Raw genomic sequence first — 15,644 nt, forward strand, 5'->3', positions numbered from 1 at the left:
GCCTCAGTAACGGGCAGTCAGCGTCCGGTGCCGGCCGGTGCCACAGTAATGCTGACCTGGCCGGCCGGAGCGTCAGATTCCCGCCAGCCGCCCTGATCCTCACGGTCCCAGCTGCGGCCGGCAACGTCCACACGCGTTACCGCCAGGCCCTTAGCGTTGGCAACTGCCCAATGCGCCACGGACCATGCCTGGGTGCCGTCAGCTTCCACCACGAGGGACTCAATTTCCGTGGTGATCGCGAGCGGCCCGTACGCCAGGGCGAGCCCGGACTCGACGGCGGCGGGGATGCCCGGCTCCTGCGGGGCTCGCAAAGTGCACTGCACGGAGGCGGGCGTCTGGCCGGTCAGGCCGGACGCGAAGGAGCGGCCCAGATCTTCGTGTTGTGCGTAGGCGAGGGGGTATGCCGAGCGCTGGACGCGCTGTGCGGCGTCGGTGATCTCCAAGGACTCATAGCCGGGAATCTTGACCAGGGCATCGTAGAACGCATTGGCAGCGTAGTACGGGTCCATGACCTGGGCCTCGGTTCCCCACCCTTGCGAGGGGCGTTGTTGGAAGAGTCCCCGGGAATCCGGGCCTGCCTGGTCGCCATGGGTGATATTGCGCAGCTTGGATTCCTGCATGGCGGTGGCAAGAGCGATGCTGGCTGCCCGGGGAGGCAGCCCCCGGTGCACCGCCACCGCTGTGATCAGTGCGGCATTAACCGCCTGGTCCGTTGCAAGCTCCGCGCTCTGGCTTCCGACGTCGGCCGTGCAGCGCTCCGAGACCAGGGTTTCGGAGCGCTGCAGGAAGGTGACCGCCGTGTAGATGCCGGCGCCGGCCAGCGCCAGGGTAAGCAACAGCACGGTGGGGCGAACGAAACTGCGACCACGTGCCACGGACAGGTCAGTTGGCGTGGAGGGCGTCGTTGAGTTCCACGGTCTGGCCCTTGCGCGGCAGCACCTCTACGGCACCGGTGGTGGAGTTGCGCCGGAACAGGAGGTTGGGGACGCCCGACAGCTCGGCTGCCTTCACGATCTTGGCGGTGTCCTCGCCATTCTCGTCCTTGGGCCCGGGAACAAGCACGCGGGTTCCTGCGGTGACGTAGAGGCCTGCCTCCACCACGGAGTCATCGCCGACGCTGATGCCGACGCCGGAGTTGGCGCCCAGCAGGACGCGCTCACCGATGACGATCTTTTCCTTGCCGCCCCCGGAGAGCGTGCCCATGATCGACGCGCCGCCTCCTACGTCGCTGCCGTCGCCGGCCACTACGCCGGCCGAAATACGGCCTTCCACCATGGAAGCGCCCAGGGTGCCGGCGTTGAAGTTCACAAAGCCTTCGTGCATGACAGTGGTGCCTTCGGCGAGGTGGGCGCCGAGGCGGACGCGGTCGGCGTCGGCGATCCGGACACCGGCGGGCACCACGTAGTCCACCATGCGCGGGAACTTGTCCACGCCGTAAACGGTGACGGCACCACGACGGCGAAGCCTGGCCCGGGTCAGTTCGAAGCCTTCCACGGCGGCGGGACCGAAGTTGGTCCACACCACGTTGGGGAGCTTGCCGAAGATTCCGTCCAGGTTGATGGTGTTGGGCCGGACCAGCCGGTGGGAGAGGAGGTGCAGGCGGAGGTACGCATCGGCGGTGTCTGCCGGAGCTTCATCGAGGTTGATCTGGACGAAGACCACCTTCTGCTCGGTCCCGCGGTCCGCGTCGTTGCCGCTTTCGGCGAGCTGGACCAGGGATTCGTCGGCGTTCTCCACAGCGCGCAGGTTGTCGGCCGCAACGCCCAGGGCGGGCGCGGGGAACCAGACGTCAAGGACGGTGGCTTCGCCCGTGGCGCTGGCGATGGTTGCCAGGCCGAACCCGTAGGCGGAGCGGGCTTCGGAAGTTGCGTTTTGGTTCTCGGGCGCGGCGGAGGTAGCGGTCTCAGTCATGGCCCCAGTCTAGCGAGAGGCGGGCGCCGCGATCGAACTAGACTGGCAACGTGACTGCCGAAACCGCCCCTGAATCCATCACCGTGCCTTTGGACCTCCGTCAGGATGTCTCTGTGCTCACGGCCGCCATCATGGACATCAACAGCGTCTCCGGGAATGAGACGGTACTGGCCGACGCCGTCGAAGCCGCGCTGCGGGCCATCCCCGGACTCCTGGTGGTCCGCGACGGTGACTCCATCATCGCCCGCACCGAACTGGGCAGGGCGGAACGCGTCATCCTCGCCGGACACCTGGACACAGTGCCGTTGCCCGTCACCGAAGGAGCGCGCGGAACCGTCCCGTCCACCTGGGAATCAGGTATCCCGGGGGAGGGCGTGCTCTACGGCCGCGGAGCCACCGACATGAAAGGCGGCGTCGCCGTGCAGCTGGCGCTGGCGGCCACAATGTTCGACGGCGGCGCGGAACCCAAGCACGACGTCACCTTCGTGTTCTATGACCACGAGGAAGTGGAAGCAGTCAAGAGCGGGCTGGGCCGCCTTGTCCGAAACCACGGCAGCCTCCTGGGCGGCGACTTTGCCATCCTCCTGGAGCCGACCCATGGCACCGTCGAGGGTGGCTGCAACGGCACCAGCCGCTTTGAGGCCACCACCGTGGGCGAGGCAGCGCACTCCGCGCGTGCGTGGATGGGCAGCAACGCCATCCACGCGGCGGCCCCCATCCTTGCCCGGCTCGCAGCCTACGAACCGCAGACCATCAATGTTGATGGCCTGGACTACCGCGAGAGCCTCAACGCCGTGAAGATCAACGGCGGCACGGCCGGTAACGTCATTCCCGACCGGTGTGTCGTGGAAATCAACTACCGCTTCGCCCCGGACAAAACGCCGGACCAGTCGGAGGCGCATGTCCGGGAACTGTTGGCGGGCTTCGCCGTGGTCCGCACGGACGCGGCCGCCGGCGCGCGGCCCGGGCTGAACCACCCTGCCGCGGCGTCCTTCGTCGCAGCCGTGGGAGCCGAGCCGAAACCGAAATACGGCTGGACCGACGTCGCGCGTTTCAGCGAAATGGGGATCCCCGCGGTGAACTTCGGGCCCGGCGATCCGTTGCTGGCCCACAAGGACAACGAGCACGTTGACGCCGACGCCATCCGGGAGTGCCTGCGGGCGTTACGGAGCTGGCTCGCGGCGTAGCACGCAAGCAGAAGGGTCCGCAGCCAGCAGGCTGCGGACCCTTCTGCTTGCGTGGAAGTATTGCTACTTGGGTTCGCGCACGTCCGGTAGTTCAGGTGCCACTACTGCGGTCGGCACCTTGGCCACGCCACCGGCCGCCTTGTTCGAACCCCGGCGCTCGATCCAGACCGCGATCCGGGATACCGAAATATTGATGGCGATGTAGATGGCAGCGGCCACAAAGAAGATCGGAAACAGGAAAGCGGTGCCCAGGAAGTCCGCCATGACCTGCACTGCGCGCAGGAGCTCGCCATACGCCACGATGTAGCCAAGTGACGTGTCCTTCAGGAGTACCACCAACTGTGCCACCAGAGACGGCATCATGCGGCGAACAGCCTGGGGCAGTTCGATGAGCATCCGGGACTGGAAGCTTGTCAGGCCGATGGTCAGGCCCGCCTCACGCTGCCCCTTCGGCAATGACTGGATGCCGGCCCGGATGATCTCCGCGAAGATGGCGGCGTTATACAGAACCAGACCGCTCACCACCGCGATGAATGAACTGGTCCCGAACACCAGCAGGACGAAGAACATCATCAGGACAACCGGCATGCCGCGCAGGAACTCAAGGACCACCCGCGCGGGGATCCGGATCCAGGCGACCAGGGAGATCCGCAGCAGTGACAGCATCAGCCCAAGCGGAAACGCGATGATCGCTGCGATGGCTGCGGCGCTGAGCGTCGACATGACACCGTTTCCGAGCAGGGACCACACATCGGCACGTGTGAAGATGGCCCAGCGGCGGCCCTCAAAGATCCCTTGTTGGGCGAGGGTCATGACAATCCAGGCAATGAGTCCGAGAATCAGGACAGAGCCGACCACGGAACCAATGAGCGATATCCGGCGGGCTTTGGGACCCGGGACGTCGTAGAGGACTGAAGTCATCGGGCAATCGCCACCTTTCGTTCCACCGCGCTGGCCATGATGCCCAGCGGAACGGTGAGGAGCAGATAGAAGAACGCCACGCCCAGCAGCACCGTCAGGACCTGGTCTCCGTTGGCGTTGGCCATCTGGCGGCCGTAGCCGAAGAGTTCCAGGACAAAGAACGCACCGGCGACGGAGGAGTTCTTGACGAGAGCGATCAGAATGTTGATCAACGGTGGGATCACCGTCCGCAAGGCCTGGGGGAGGATGATGAGGGACAGTACCTGGCCGAACTTCATGCCGATGCTGCGTGCGGCCTCGGCCTGGCCAAGAGGGACGCTGTTCACGCCCGAGCGCACGGCTTCGGCAATAAATGCGGCGGTGTAGGCACTGAGGGCAATGATGGCAGCGACCTCAAACTGTTCAAAGGTCACACCCAGGCGGGGCAGAACGATTGCCGCGAAGAAGAACGCAATGGTGAGCGGAGTGTTCCGGAGGATTTCCACGTAGACAGTGCTGAAACCGCGAAGAGCCGCGACGGGGGAGACGCGGGCGGCTGCCAGGAGTGTTCCGAGGATGAGGGCGATGATCCCGGAGACGACGGAAAGAAAGAGCGTGCGCAGAAGTCCTTCCCAATAAAGGGGCAGGTTTTCAATGATGACTTCCATAGGGTCCTTCGGCTCTGGGCGTAGACGTTCTCGTGAGCAGGTTGGCGGCTTCCGGGGAACGGGCTGTGCAGCTCATTCCCCGGAAGGCGCCGTTTTTACCTAGTAGCGGTTGATCGCGGGAAGCTCGGGGGCGGTCTTGATGACCGAACCTGCAGTTGCTTCCCAGGCCTTCTTGTAGGACCCGTCCTTGCCAAACGCCTCGAGCTGGTCGTTGATCCAGTTGCGGAACTCGGTGTCGTCCTTCTTCAGGCCGATGCCATAAGGCTCCTTGGTGAATGTCTCGTCCGAGGCCAGTTTGAAGGCGTTGGGTTCCTTATCCACAAAACCGGCCAGGATCACGTTGTCGGTGGTGATGGCCTCAACCTGCTTGTTGCGCAGCGGCTCCAGGCACTGAGAATATGTGGCGGCCGGAACGAGTTCGGCCTGGTACTTGTCCACGATTGTGGCGGCCGGCGTCGAGCCGGTGACTGAGCAGACCTTCTTACCCGCGACGTCCTCGGGCTTCTTAATGGAATCGTTGTCCTTGTTCACCATCAAAGCCTGGCCGGCCTCGTAATAGGGGCCTGCGAAGCTGACAACCTGCTTGCGCTTGTCGTTGATGGTGTAGGTGGCGATGACAATGTCCACCTTGCCCTGCTCAATGAACGGCTCGCGGTTGGCGGAGACCGTCTCGGACCATTCGATCTTGTCCGCAGCGATGCCCAGTTTGGCTGCGATCAGCTTACCCATCTCAACGTCGAATCCCACGGGCTTGCCGTCCAGGCCAACTTGACCGAAGAGCGGCTGATCGTATTTGGTGCCGATCTTGATGGTTCCGGCAGAGGCCAGCTTCTCCATGGTGGTGCCGGCCGCGAACGTGGGCTTTTCGGCCACAGTGGGATCGCTGGTGGTACCGGGGGTACCGCCGCCACATGCGCTCAGGGACAGCGCCAGGGCAGCAGTAGCCGCCACGAAGAACGACTTCCGGCGGGTCATAAATGCCTTCATGACATTCCTTTCATTGGTTGGCCGTGGGTCACGGCCTGGGTGCGAACTGGTGTGCCTGTTCGTTGGTGGAATCAGTTGGTGAGCAGCTTGGACAGGAAGTCCTTGGCGCGATCACTCTGCGGATTGGTGAAGAATTCTTCCGGCTTGGCGTCCTCGACGATCTGTCCGTCCGCCATGAAGACCACACGGTCGGCGGCCTTCCGGGCGAAACCCATTTCGTGCGTGACCACAACCATGGTCATGCCTTCCTTGGCCAGCTGGATCATGACATCGAGCACTTCGTTGATCATCTCGGGGTCCAGCGCCGAGGTGGGCTCATCAAAGAGCATGACCTTGGGCTTCATGGCCAGGGCGCGGGCGATTGCCACGCGCTGCTGCTGGCCGCCGGAGAGCTGCGCCGGAAGTTTGGGGGCCTGGTGACCCACGCCCACACGCTCAAGCAACGCCATGGCTTCGTTGTCGGCCTGGGCCTTGGCAACGCCTTTGACCTTGATGGGACCAAGCGTCACGTTCTCAAGGATGGTCTTGTGCGCGAAAAGATTGAATGACTGAAAGACCATGCCGACGTCGGCGCGGAGCTGCGCCAACTCCTTCCCCTCCTCCGGCAACACCTTTCCATCAATGCTGATGGTGCCGCCTTCAATGGTTTCGAGACGGTTGATGGCACGGCACAACGTGGACTTTCCTGAGCCTGACGGGCCAATGACCACCACCACTTCGCCCTTGCGGACGTTGAGATTGATGTCCTTCAAAACGTGTAACTGACCGTAATGCTTATTCACACCATTCAGGGAGACGAGCGCATCGCCGGGCACATGAGTAGTCATAAGAAGAATCTAGCGAACATTGGCTGGATATGAGGTGAATCACGCCAAGTTCGCGCGGATCGTGATTCAAGAGATACCTGCCACGGGCACGCCGGCCTTGGCATTAGCCTTGGAGGATGAGCATCAACGCAGATCCGGCCAAAACTTCCCAGCCGCGCCGTAAGGGGCCCCTTGAACTCCGCCGCAAGCAGGCAGCTGTGGAAATGTCCGACCAGCATCTGCTTGATACCAAGGGCGCCGGACAGTTCGTCCATACAGACCCGTGGCGGGTCCTCCGGATCCAGAGCGAGTTCGTCGAAGGGTTCGGCGCGCTTGCCGATCTGGGGCCCGCCGTCAGTGTCTTCGGCTCGGCCCGTACCAAGCCGGGCAGCCCGTACTACGAAATGGGCATGGAAGTAGGCCGGAAGCTGGCAGCCGCAGGCGTGGCCGTCATCACCGGCGGCGGTCCGGGCTCCATGGAGGCCGCCAACCGCGGCACCGTGGAAGGCAACGGCGTCTCCGTCGGGCTGGGCATTGAATTACCGTTCGAGCAGGGCTTGAACCAGTGGGTGGACCTCGGCATTAACTTCCGGTACTTCTTCGCCCGGAAAACCATGTTCGTCAAATATGCCCAGGGCTTCATCGTTCTTCCGGGCGGACTGGGGACACTGGATGAACTCTTCGAAGCCATGGTCCTGGTCCAGACCCGCAAGGTAACTTCCTTCCCGATCGTGCTCCTGGGCGTCGACTTCTGGGGGCCGATGATCGAATGGATCAAGGGCACCCTCGTGGCCGAAGGAATGGTCTCCGCAAAGGACCTGGACCTTATCCAGGTGGTGGACGATCCTGCCGAAGCGGTGCAGCTGGTGCTGCACGGGACGCCCCCCGTTCCCACCAATGGCGAGCAACGGCCCGAATAGGCCGCCTGCCGGGTCTGGCACGATGGGTGCTGTGAGTTTTTTCCTGGTCTACCTCGCCATCGCGCTGATCGCCGCCACCCTGTGGGCAGGCGCCGGTGGCCGTCGCAGCATCCTGCGTCTCCTCCGCCGGGGCAGTGAACCGGCCGATAGCACCGAGGTCCCGGAGAATCCGATTCTCTACCCGGGGTTCGGGCAGCCGCCCGCCAACCTTCCGCCGGTGCTGCTGCCGGCGGAGGCTGTTCCTGCTGACGTCGACCGGGTCCGCTTCTCCCTCGGCCTGCGTGGATACCGGATGGACCAGGTGGACCAGGTCCTTGACGAATTGCGGGATCAGATCGAGGCCAAAGACGAAGAATTGGGCATGCTCCGGGCACGGCTGCTGGAAGTGGAACGTGCGGCGCACCCGGAGGCCGGCGCTTGAGCACTGACACGGGGCACCGGACGGGCCCGACGGCGTTGATCACTGCATTCGGCGCCCGCGCAGCGGGTGCGGTCCAACGCTGGCCATGGTGGCTGCAGGTTGGCGCCCTCTACGTCGCTGCCCGCCTGGTCAGTGCGTGCATCTTTATGGCAGCAGCCCTGCACCAAGGCCCCAATCCGTGGTTTCCGGCCGTCCCTGACTACTGGAACTTCATCAATATCTGGGATGCGCGATGGTACGGCCGGATCATCACCGACGGATATCCCTCACGACTTCCAACGGATGCCGCCGGCAATGTGCAGGAAAATGCGTGGGCCTTCTATCCGCTCTTCCCGGCCCTGGGCCAGGCGCTCGCGGGCCTGACAGGAATCAGTCCTGCCACGGCGCTCACGGTCGTCGCCATGCTCGCAGGGTTGGGCGCGGCGCTGGTTTTGTACTGCTTGTTCAGGCACAAGGCTTCGCACACTGCGGCGCTTTGGGGGGTGGCATTTTTCGCGACATTTCCGGTGTCCGCCATTCTCCAGGCCCCGTACGCGGAGCCCCTGACCATTCTCCTGCTGGCCACGGCGCTGCTGCTGGTCATCGGGCATCATTATTTCGCGGCTATGCCAGTGGTGGTCCTGCTGTGTCTCTCCCGTCCCGTGGGCGTTCCCTTTGCCGCAATGGTGGGGCTTCTCTTCTTGTGGCGCCTCGTGGAACGGAGGCGCGAGCAGCGGCCGGGCACCCACAGCCTGGGAAAGCTGGCGTCCCTGGCGGGCCTGACCGTTATCGGCGGTGCCTCGGCACTGCTGTGGCCGGCAACGGCCTGGGCCGCCACCGGCGACATTGAGGCGTATACCAAAACCGAGACAGTGTGGCGCGGCCACGGTCTGGTGCCCTTCAAGCCCTGGTTCGACACCGGCGTCGACCTCTTTGGCCCCGTCCTGGGGATCGTGGCACCATTCGTCTTTGCGGGCCTTTTTGTGCTCCTGCTTTTCTCCCCGCCGGTGGTCCGGCTTGGTGTGGAGCTGCGCCTCTGGTGCGCCTGCTATATGGGCTACCTCCTCCTGTTCCTCCATCCCCAGACCAGTACCTTCCGGATGTTGCTCCCGCTGTTCCCGTTGGCCCTGGCAGCTGCGCTGTTGTCCCGGTCCAAGGCGTACCGAGGCACGGTCCTAACAATGTTTATCCTGCTCCAGATCGTTTGGATCGTCTGGCTGTGGGCATGGGCGCAGCTTCCGGGCGGCGGAGATTATCCGCCGTGATCGCGGGCGGCGCCTGGCCGGCGGATTGGGGAATCCGACGCGGCCGTAAATGTCCATCGATTAGCTACGTGCGGGTCATTACGGGATAATAGTAAGTAAGCAGGGACAAAAAGCATTCAGAAATGTTCAGCCGTGGCGGCATCAGTACGGGCCGCCATAGCGGCTTGATTTGACCATGCGGACACAGCCCATCCGGGCTGATATGTCCTGGGACTAAATGGAGGGGAAATTCCTCATGGCGGCTATGAAACCACGCACCGGCGACGGCCCTATGGAAGTCACCAAAGAGGGCCGCAGCCTGATCATGCGCGTACCGCTCGAAGGCGGCGGACGGCTTGTGGTGGAACTGAACGCTGCGGAGGCGGCCAACCTTAAGGAATGCCTCGTCGGCGTAACGGAATAAATCCTGTTCGGCGATGCCGAATAATCCCGCAGGGCCAGGGTCCGCAGCCAACCGGCTGCGGACCCTGGCTTATTTTCTGAGGATCTACTTCTTGACCGCGACCAGCAGGCCGTCGCCGGTGGGAAGCATAGCGGACGCCAGACGGTCGTCGTCGCGGATTGCCTTCCCCACCTGGCGGAGCACCACAGTGTTGGACTCCCGGACAGCCGGGTTGGCCACGCGGTCCTTGTCCAGGGCGTCATTGATGATGAGCAGCCCGCCGGCCTTCAGGAGCCGGACGGCCTGGTCCACGTAGCCGGGCAGGCCCGGCTTGTCCGCGTCAACAAACACCAGGTCATAAGCGGAGTCGGTCAGGCGCGGCAGGACATCACCGGCGCGGCCGGAAATGGTGCGCGTGCGGTTGGCCGGACTGCCAGCCTCCGAAAAAGCCTCACGTGCCGCCTTCAGATGTTCGACGTCCACGTCGATGGTGGTCAGCACGGCCTGCGGTCCGAGACCCCGCAGGATGCAAACCCCCGAGACACCTGCGCCTGTGCCGATTTCGACGGCGGTCTGGGCCTTCGAGCCGGCAGCCAACACCGTCAGCACCGCACCAACACCTGCGCCGATGGGGGTCACGCCCAGTTCGAAGGAGCGCTCCCTGGCACGAAGCATAACCTCATCCTCTGCGGGCAGATCTTCTGCATAGGACCAGCTCGTGGATTTGTCGGCGCTCATGTGATTCGCTTTCTGGGCGGCAGGGGAGTGTTTAGTACAGCCTACTGTGTGCGGGGGTGCCAGCCGGGGAAGGGAATCGTTGTGCCTCTGGCTGAAGAACGGCCCTGGTCAGGAAATTCCCAGCCAAATTTGAAATGATGGATATCCGGTCATCCGTGAGGTGATCGGCGCCGAACCAGAGATGTCAACAGTATCCGGGCGATAGCAATCCACGATGGGAGTGGACGATGTCAGCATCGAGTATGGCACCTGTGCCAGCGACGCAAGATTCCTCCGCTGAATGGGTCATGCCCACCTGGGAGGAAGTGGTGGCCAACCACTCCGCCAAGGTCTACCGGCTGGCATACCGCCTGACGGGGAACAAGTTCGACGCCGAGGATCTCACCCAGGAAGTGTTTGTCCGCGTCTTCCGGTCACTGGAGAATTTCAAGCCAGGGACACTGGATGGCTGGCTGCACCGCATCACAACCAACCTGTTCCTGGACCAGGCCCGTCGGAAAACCCGTATCAGGTTTGACGCGCTGGCCGACGACGCCGAATCCCGGATTCCCGGGCGTGAACCCGGACCTGAACAGAGCTTCGAACTGAACAACCTGGACCTCGACGTCCAGGCTGCTTTGGAGGACCTGCCCCCGGACTTCCGCGCCGCCGTTGTGCTTTGCGACCTGGAAGGCCTGTCCTACGACGAAGTGGCCGCTGCACTCGGCGTCAAGCTGGGTACCGTCCGTTCCCGTATCCACCGGGGCCGGACCATGCTGCGCGAGAAACTGGCCCACCGCGATCCCCGGCCACAGCAAGGACGAAAGCCGAAACTTTCACTGCCACGCATCGCCAGCATCCTCTGATCGGCACCATGACGCCCCAGAACCCCTTCGGCCGCCGGCACCACCGCGGCGCCGAACACGTGCAGGCCTGCGCAGAATGTGCAGCGGCGCTGAAGCGTGAACGCCAGTACATCGAGCGTCTCCGTGATGCGGCCGTGCCACCTGCCAGCGATGACCTGACGGCCCGGCTGCTGGCCAGGACGCAGTTGCTGGCGGCCGCGGCCGCGCCAGCCCAGCGCCCCTACCGGCCCGTGAAAGTCATTGCGCTCGCCGCCGGCGGTACAGCCGCAGCCGCTGGAATTCTTGCGGTCAGTGCGTTTGGACTGGCGGGGGACAGCACGCCAGTCGCCCAAACGGCCATCAAGGGGAGCCTGGTACAGCATACGGCCCAACTGCCGGCCGACGGCAGGGAACTCGGTACCCCGCAATTGCTCGCCCTTCGCTCGGAAGGGTGGGTCTGTCCGGAACTGGAGCAACTTGGCTTCCACGTCCGGAGCGCACATGCCATAACACTTAACGGGCGGCCGGCGGTGGAACTGCGCCTGTCCGATGGGAGCCATTACGCCACGATCGTCGAACAACATCCTGCGGACGCCGGGCAGGAGTCCGGTCAGGATGCAGACCTGAGCACAAACCAGGCGCATGAGAAGCTGATGGTCAGCAACCTGGCCCCCTGGACGGCCACCATTAAGACCACGGCCGGCATTTTTACGGTTGAGTCAGACCTCCCGGCGGAACAGGCCGACGACGCAGTTCCGCTGCTGGAGCGGCTCAGCGTCCTCGCCGTTGAAGGAATTAACACGGGTGCCAGCCCGGAGACCAACGCCTCCCCGACGGCTGCAGCGGACGACTCTCCCGCGGCGCGGTTGGAGCGTGGAATCCGCAAACTCGGGGAGATGCTGGCTCCGTGATGCAGGCACTTTGCGGCGCTGGCGGGCAGGAATCGTCAGCCGGGCTCCGGAGAGGGTAATCTTCCTAAAGTGTTTGGAATCAACGGCCCGGAGTTCTTCCTCCTGCTGATCATCGGCATCCTGGTGATCGGTCCCCAGCGCCTGCCGGAATACACCCAGAAACTTGCGAATCTGGTGAAGGAAGTCCGCCGGATGGCGTCCGGTGCGCGGGAGCAGATCAAGGAAGAAGTCGGCATCGACATCGATGATGTCGACTGGAAGAAATACGATCCCCGCCAGTATGATCCGCGGCGCATCATCAAGGAAGCGCTCCTGGACGACGACGCCAAACCCGTCAGTGCCGGCGCGCCGGCGGCGGTGGCTGCCGTCGCCGGAGCAGGGGCCGTTGCCACGGACGGGACGGCTTCGTCCCGTCCGGAACGCATGGTTCAGTCACTGCCCCTGGGCGAGCCAGCCCCGTTCGATACCGAAGCAACCTAGGCGCCGTCGCCCCTGATGGGCTGCGCTAGCGCGGCTGCAGGCCCAGGTTCATCCCAGTGAGGCCTCGGGGCCTGGCAGCAAGTTTTCCCGCAATCTCGATCAGGGCAATGGCCGCCGGGGTCTCCGGCCGGCCCAGCACGATCGGGGCGCCCGCATCGCCGCCTTCCCGCAGCAGGATGTCCAACGGAATCTGTCCCAAGAGCGGAACCTCGGTGCCCACCGTCGTCGTGAGTCTTTCGGCGAGGACCGCCCCGCCGCCGCTGCCAAACAGCTCCATCCTTCCGCCGTCGGGCATTTCCAGGTATGACATGTTCTCGATGACGCCGGCCACCGTCTGACCTGTCTGGGTGGCGATGGCACCGGCGCGCTCGGCGACGTCGGCAGCTGCGGCCTGTGGCGTGGTGACCACCAGGATCTCCGCCTTCGGCAGCAGCTGGGCCACCGAAATCGCAATGTCGCCGGTGCCGGGCGGCAGGTCGAGGAAGAGGGCGTCGAGGTCGCCGAAGTAGACGTCGGTCAGGAACTGTTCCAGGGCCCGGTGGAGCATCGGCCCACGCCAGGCAACCGGCTGGTTTCCGGCCACGAACATGCCGATGGAAATCACTTTCACGCCGTAGGCCACCGGCGGCAGGATCATGTCGTCCACCCGGGTGGGCGCCTGCGTGATGCCCATCAGGGCCGGAACCGAGAATCCATGGACATCGGCGTCCACAATGCCAACCCGTAGCCCCTGGGCGGCCAGGGCGCAGGCCAGGTTGACCGTCAGCGATGACTTGCCCACACCGCCTTTGCCGCTGGCCACCGCAAATACCTTGGTCAGCGACCCCGGCTCGTTGAACGGAATCCCGCGCTGGCCGGGGGCGCCGCGGAGCTGCTCCTTCAGGGCGTCCCGCTGGGCCTGGTTCATCACCTTCAGTTCAACGTCGACGGCGGTCACGCCCGGCACTGCGGACAGCGCCTTTTCGGAGTCGGCAGTAATGGTCCCGCGCAGGGGACAGCCCGCGATTGTCAGCAGGACGGCCAGCCTGACGTGGCCGTCCGCAGAGATGTCCACGGACTCCACCATGCCGAGCTCCGTGATGGGACGGCGAAGCTCGGGATCGATTACGGTGGCCAGTGCAGCGTTGACTGCCTGCTCCAGGGGGTGGCTCATAGGGGCAGGGCTCAGCTTTCGGTGGTGGGGTGGTGCTCCGGGACGGCCGGGTCCTGAACGGATGACTCCTTATGGGCCTGGTCCTTGGCTGCCTGCTCTTTGGCGGCGTGGCTGGATTTGACCTTGGGAATCTGCTGCGTGCGGGGATTCCGCTGCTTATCCCGCTTTTCCTTGAGCCTGTCCTTGATCTTTTCGCGCGGTGACTCGTGGCTGCCGGCTCCGGCGTGATCATGGGTCCGCAGTTCCTCCTGGGCTTCCAGCATGTCCTCGAGGAGTGTTCGCAGTTCGGCCCGGACGTAGTCGCGGGTGGCAACTTCGCGCAGGGCGATCCTCAGGGAGGCCAGTTCCCGCGTGAGGTACTCGGTATCGGACAGGTTGCGTTCGGCGCGCTGCCGGTCCTGCTGGAGCGAGACGCGGTCCCGGTCATCCTGCCGGTTCTGGGCAAGCAGCAACAGCGGAGCTGCGTACGAGGCCTGCAGCGACAGCATGAGCGTCAGGAGCGTGTAGCCGAGGATGCGCGAATCGAACTGCCACGCCTCCGGTGCCCACGTGTTCCAGACCAGCCAGATGACAACGAAGACCGTCATGTAGACCAGGAACTGTGGCGTGCCCATGAACCGGGCGAAGCCTTCCGTGGCGTGGCCGAACGCGTCCGGATCCGGCGAGAATTTTGGCAGGATGCGTTGGCGGCCGCTTAGGGGTGTGTCGAGCCCGCCCTTGGCCGCGGCCTGCTTGTTGGGATTCTTGGGGGCGCCGGTGTCAGCCAATGCGGCCTCCCAGTTTTCTTATCGGGGCTTCGCCATCATGGGCGCGCCAGTCATCGGGTAACAGATGATCCAAGACGTCATCAACAGTCACCGCCCCTACAAGCCGGCCGGCGTCGTTGACCACGGGAAGGGAGTTCAGGTTGTACGTTGCCAGGGTGCGGGCTACTTCGCTGATGTGGGCTTGATCGGACAACGGTTCAAGGTTCTTGTCCACCAGGTTGCCCAAGGGCTCGAAGGGTGGGAAACGCAGGAGCTGCTGGATGTGGACCACACCGAGGAAGCGTCCGGTGGGAGTTTCCAGCGGAGGCCGGGTGATGAAAATGGACGAGGCCAGGGCGGGGGAGAGTTCCTCGCGGCGGACGTGGGCCAGTGCTTCGGCGACAGTCGCCTCCGGGGGAAGGATCACCGGAACCGGCGTCATCAGGCCACCGGCGGTGTCCTCGTCGTATTCGAGGAGCCGCCTGACGTCGTCGGCGCCTTCGGGTTCCATGAGCTGGAGCAGTTCCTCCGCCTGTGCTGTCGGCAGTTCGCCGAGGAGGTCGGCGGCGTCGTCGGGATCCATCTCCTCCAGGACGTCGGCTGCGCGCTGGACGTCAAGGGCGGACAGGATTTCCACCTGATCGTCCTCGGGCAGCTCCTGCAGGACGTCAGCCAACCTCTCGTCCTGGAGTTCGCTGGCCACCTCGAACCGGCGTTTGTCGCTCATTTCCTGCAGGGCTTCGGCAAAGTCTGCGGGTTTGAGGTCCTCGTGGTTGGCGACGAACTGCGTGGCTGCCTGCGGTTCAGTGCGGGCACCCTGGAGGGCGTCGGCCCAGTCGATGATCATGGTCTCGTTCCGGCGCAGCCGGCTGAGCGGGGACAGCGAGTGGCCCCGGCGGACGAACAGCTTGCTCACGAACCAGTCGCGGGACCGGTGCTGGTCCATGGCGATGTCCTCGATGGTGGCGTCGCCGCTGCCGTCCCGGAGGGTTACGCGGCGGTCGAACATTTCCGCGACCACCAGCGTCTCCGCGCCGCGCTGTTCAAAGCGCCGGAGGTTAACCAGTCCCGTGCAGATGATCTGTGTCTGGTCGATGGAGGTAATGCGTGTCATCGGTACAAAGACCCGCTTTTTGCCGGGAACTTCGACGACGATGCCCACCACGTGCGGGGCACCGCGGCTGCCACGTGAGAGCACCACCACATCGCGCAACCTGCCCAGGCGGTCGCCTAAAGGGTCGAAGACGTCAAGACCCAGCAGACGGGCCACGAAGACGCGCGAAAGATTTGTACTCACGTCTACAGGCTACCGAGTCTGCTCTCTTTTAGCTGAATCTACAGGCGGCATACATGCGGATGGGCAAGA

18 protein-coding genes are annotated in these 15,644 nt (G+C 64.2%); 8 read left to right on the forward strand and 10 right to left on the reverse strand.

Annotated features, from left to right (window positions below; all coding sequences use genetic code 11):
- Positions 1 to 17 precede the first annotated feature (17 nt).
- Positions 18 to 875, reverse strand: a complete 858-nt coding sequence (locus tag DAD99_RS14705) for a hypothetical protein (RefSeq protein ID WP_375372244.1) — start codon at positions 873 to 875, stop codon at positions 18 to 20.
- 7 nt (positions 876 to 882) lie between these two features.
- The gene (gene dapD / locus DAD99_RS14710) at positions 883 to 1,911 is read right to left on the reverse strand and encodes a 2,3,4,5-tetrahydropyridine-2,6-dicarboxylate N-succinyltransferase (protein ID WP_193342110.1); all 1,029 of its coding nucleotides are present in this window, start codon (positions 1,909 to 1,911) and stop codon (positions 883 to 885) included.
- 50 nt (positions 1,912 to 1,961) lie between these two features.
- On the opposite strand from dapD, the gene dapE reads away from it, so the two are divergent.
- The gene (gene dapE / locus DAD99_RS14715) at positions 1,962 to 3,098 is read left to right on the forward strand and encodes a succinyl-diaminopimelate desuccinylase (RefSeq protein WP_193342111.1); all 1,137 of its coding nucleotides are present in this window, start codon (positions 1,962 to 1,964) and stop codon (positions 3,096 to 3,098) included.
- 63 nt (positions 3,099 to 3,161) lie between these two features.
- On the opposite strand, the gene DAD99_RS14720 is transcribed toward dapE, so the two are convergent.
- The 4 genes from DAD99_RS14720 to DAD99_RS14735 all read right to left on the reverse strand — a co-directional run bounded on the left by DAD99_RS14720 (position 3,162) and on the right by DAD99_RS14735 (position 6,480).
- Positions 3,162 to 4,019, reverse strand: coding sequence for an amino acid ABC transporter permease (locus DAD99_RS14720; RefSeq protein ID WP_193342112.1), 858 nt, complete (start codon positions 4,017 to 4,019; stop codon positions 3,162 to 3,164).
- Positions 4,016 to 4,666 (reverse strand): amino acid ABC transporter permease, encoded by a 651-nt coding sequence (locus tag DAD99_RS14725; RefSeq protein WP_193342113.1) that lies wholly within the window; start codon positions 4,664 to 4,666, stop codon positions 4,016 to 4,018. Before DAD99_RS14725 ends, DAD99_RS14720 begins: the two co-directional genes overlap by 4 nt.
- Before the next feature lie 99 nt (positions 4,667 to 4,765).
- Positions 4,766 to 5,653, reverse strand: coding sequence for a glutamate ABC transporter substrate-binding protein (locus tag DAD99_RS14730; RefSeq protein WP_193342114.1), 888 nt, complete (start codon positions 5,651 to 5,653; stop codon positions 4,766 to 4,768).
- A 71-nt stretch (positions 5,654 to 5,724) separates the two neighbouring features.
- Entirely contained in the window at positions 5,725 to 6,480 is a 756-nt protein-coding gene (locus tag DAD99_RS14735; RefSeq protein ID WP_193342115.1) for an amino acid ABC transporter ATP-binding protein, read from the reverse strand.
- A 116-nt stretch (positions 6,481 to 6,596) separates the two neighbouring features.
- Between DAD99_RS14735 and DAD99_RS14740 the strand changes: the two genes are divergently transcribed.
- From DAD99_RS14740 to DAD99_RS14755, 4 genes are all read left to right on the forward strand, one after another.
- Positions 6,597 to 7,379, forward strand: a complete 783-nt coding sequence (locus DAD99_RS14740; RefSeq protein WP_193342116.1) for a TIGR00730 family Rossman fold protein — start codon at positions 6,597 to 6,599, stop codon at positions 7,377 to 7,379.
- Between the two features lie 22 nt (positions 7,380 to 7,401).
- Positions 7,402 to 7,800: a DivIVA domain-containing protein gene (locus tag DAD99_RS14745; protein WP_193342117.1), complete on the forward strand. Its 399-nt coding sequence runs from the start codon at positions 7,402 to 7,404 to the stop codon at positions 7,798 to 7,800.
- Positions 7,797 to 9,044, forward strand: coding sequence for a hypothetical protein (locus tag DAD99_RS14750; RefSeq protein ID WP_227008039.1), 1,248 nt, complete (start codon positions 7,797 to 7,799; stop codon positions 9,042 to 9,044). The genes DAD99_RS14745 and DAD99_RS14750 overlap by 4 nt, the downstream gene beginning before the upstream one ends.
- A gap of 235 nt (positions 9,045 to 9,279) precedes the next feature.
- Complete coding sequence (locus DAD99_RS14755; RefSeq protein ID WP_009357720.1) at positions 9,280 to 9,447, forward strand: DUF3117 domain-containing protein; 168 nt, start codon at positions 9,280 to 9,282, stop codon at positions 9,445 to 9,447.
- Between the two features lie 84 nt (positions 9,448 to 9,531).
- Here DAD99_RS14755 and DAD99_RS14760 read toward each other — a convergent pair whose 3' ends face one another.
- Positions 9,532 to 10,164, reverse strand: coding sequence for an O-methyltransferase (locus tag DAD99_RS14760; RefSeq protein WP_058931857.1), 633 nt, complete (start codon positions 10,162 to 10,164; stop codon positions 9,532 to 9,534).
- Positions 10,165 to 10,391: 227 nt separating this feature from the next.
- On the opposite strand from DAD99_RS14760, the gene sigE reads away from it, so the two are divergent.
- The 3 genes from sigE to DAD99_RS14775 all read left to right on the forward strand — a co-directional run bounded on the left by sigE (position 10,392) and on the right by DAD99_RS14775 (position 12,379).
- The gene (gene sigE / locus DAD99_RS14765; RefSeq protein ID WP_185261101.1) at positions 10,392 to 11,009 is read left to right on the forward strand and encodes an RNA polymerase sigma factor SigE; all 618 of its coding nucleotides are present in this window, start codon (positions 10,392 to 10,394) and stop codon (positions 11,007 to 11,009) included.
- Positions 11,010 to 11,017: 8 nt separating this feature from the next.
- A complete protein-coding gene (locus tag DAD99_RS14770; RefSeq protein WP_193342118.1) occupies positions 11,018 to 11,899 on the forward strand; it encodes an anti-sigma factor in 882 nt (293 codons plus the stop codon).
- A 69-nt stretch (positions 11,900 to 11,968) separates the two neighbouring features.
- Positions 11,969 to 12,379 (forward strand): Sec-independent protein translocase TatB, encoded by a 411-nt coding sequence (locus DAD99_RS14775; RefSeq protein WP_193342119.1) that lies wholly within the window; start codon positions 11,969 to 11,971, stop codon positions 12,377 to 12,379.
- 25 nt (positions 12,380 to 12,404) lie between these two features.
- Here the strand turns inward: DAD99_RS14775 and DAD99_RS14780 are convergent, their stop codons facing one another.
- Genes DAD99_RS14780 through DAD99_RS14790 form a run of 3 tightly spaced genes read right to left on the reverse strand, consistent with a single transcriptional unit; the run spans position 12,405 to position 15,575 of the window.
- Positions 12,405 to 13,532, reverse strand: coding sequence for an Mrp/NBP35 family ATP-binding protein (locus tag DAD99_RS14780; protein ID WP_193342120.1), 1,128 nt, complete (start codon positions 13,530 to 13,532; stop codon positions 12,405 to 12,407).
- Between the two features lie 11 nt (positions 13,533 to 13,543).
- A complete protein-coding gene (locus DAD99_RS14785; protein WP_193342121.1) occupies positions 13,544 to 14,299 on the reverse strand; it encodes a DUF1003 domain-containing protein in 756 nt (251 codons plus the stop codon).
- Positions 14,292 to 15,575 (reverse strand): magnesium transporter MgtE N-terminal domain-containing protein, encoded by a 1,284-nt coding sequence (locus tag DAD99_RS14790; protein WP_193342122.1) that lies wholly within the window; start codon positions 15,573 to 15,575, stop codon positions 14,292 to 14,294. Before DAD99_RS14790 ends, DAD99_RS14785 begins: the two co-directional genes overlap by 8 nt.
- Positions 15,576 to 15,644 lie beyond the last annotated feature (69 nt).

The organism is Pseudarthrobacter sp. AB1 (genome assembly GCF_014926485.1).
Classification (GTDB): Bacteria; Actinomycetota; Actinomycetes; order Actinomycetales; family Micrococcaceae; genus Arthrobacter.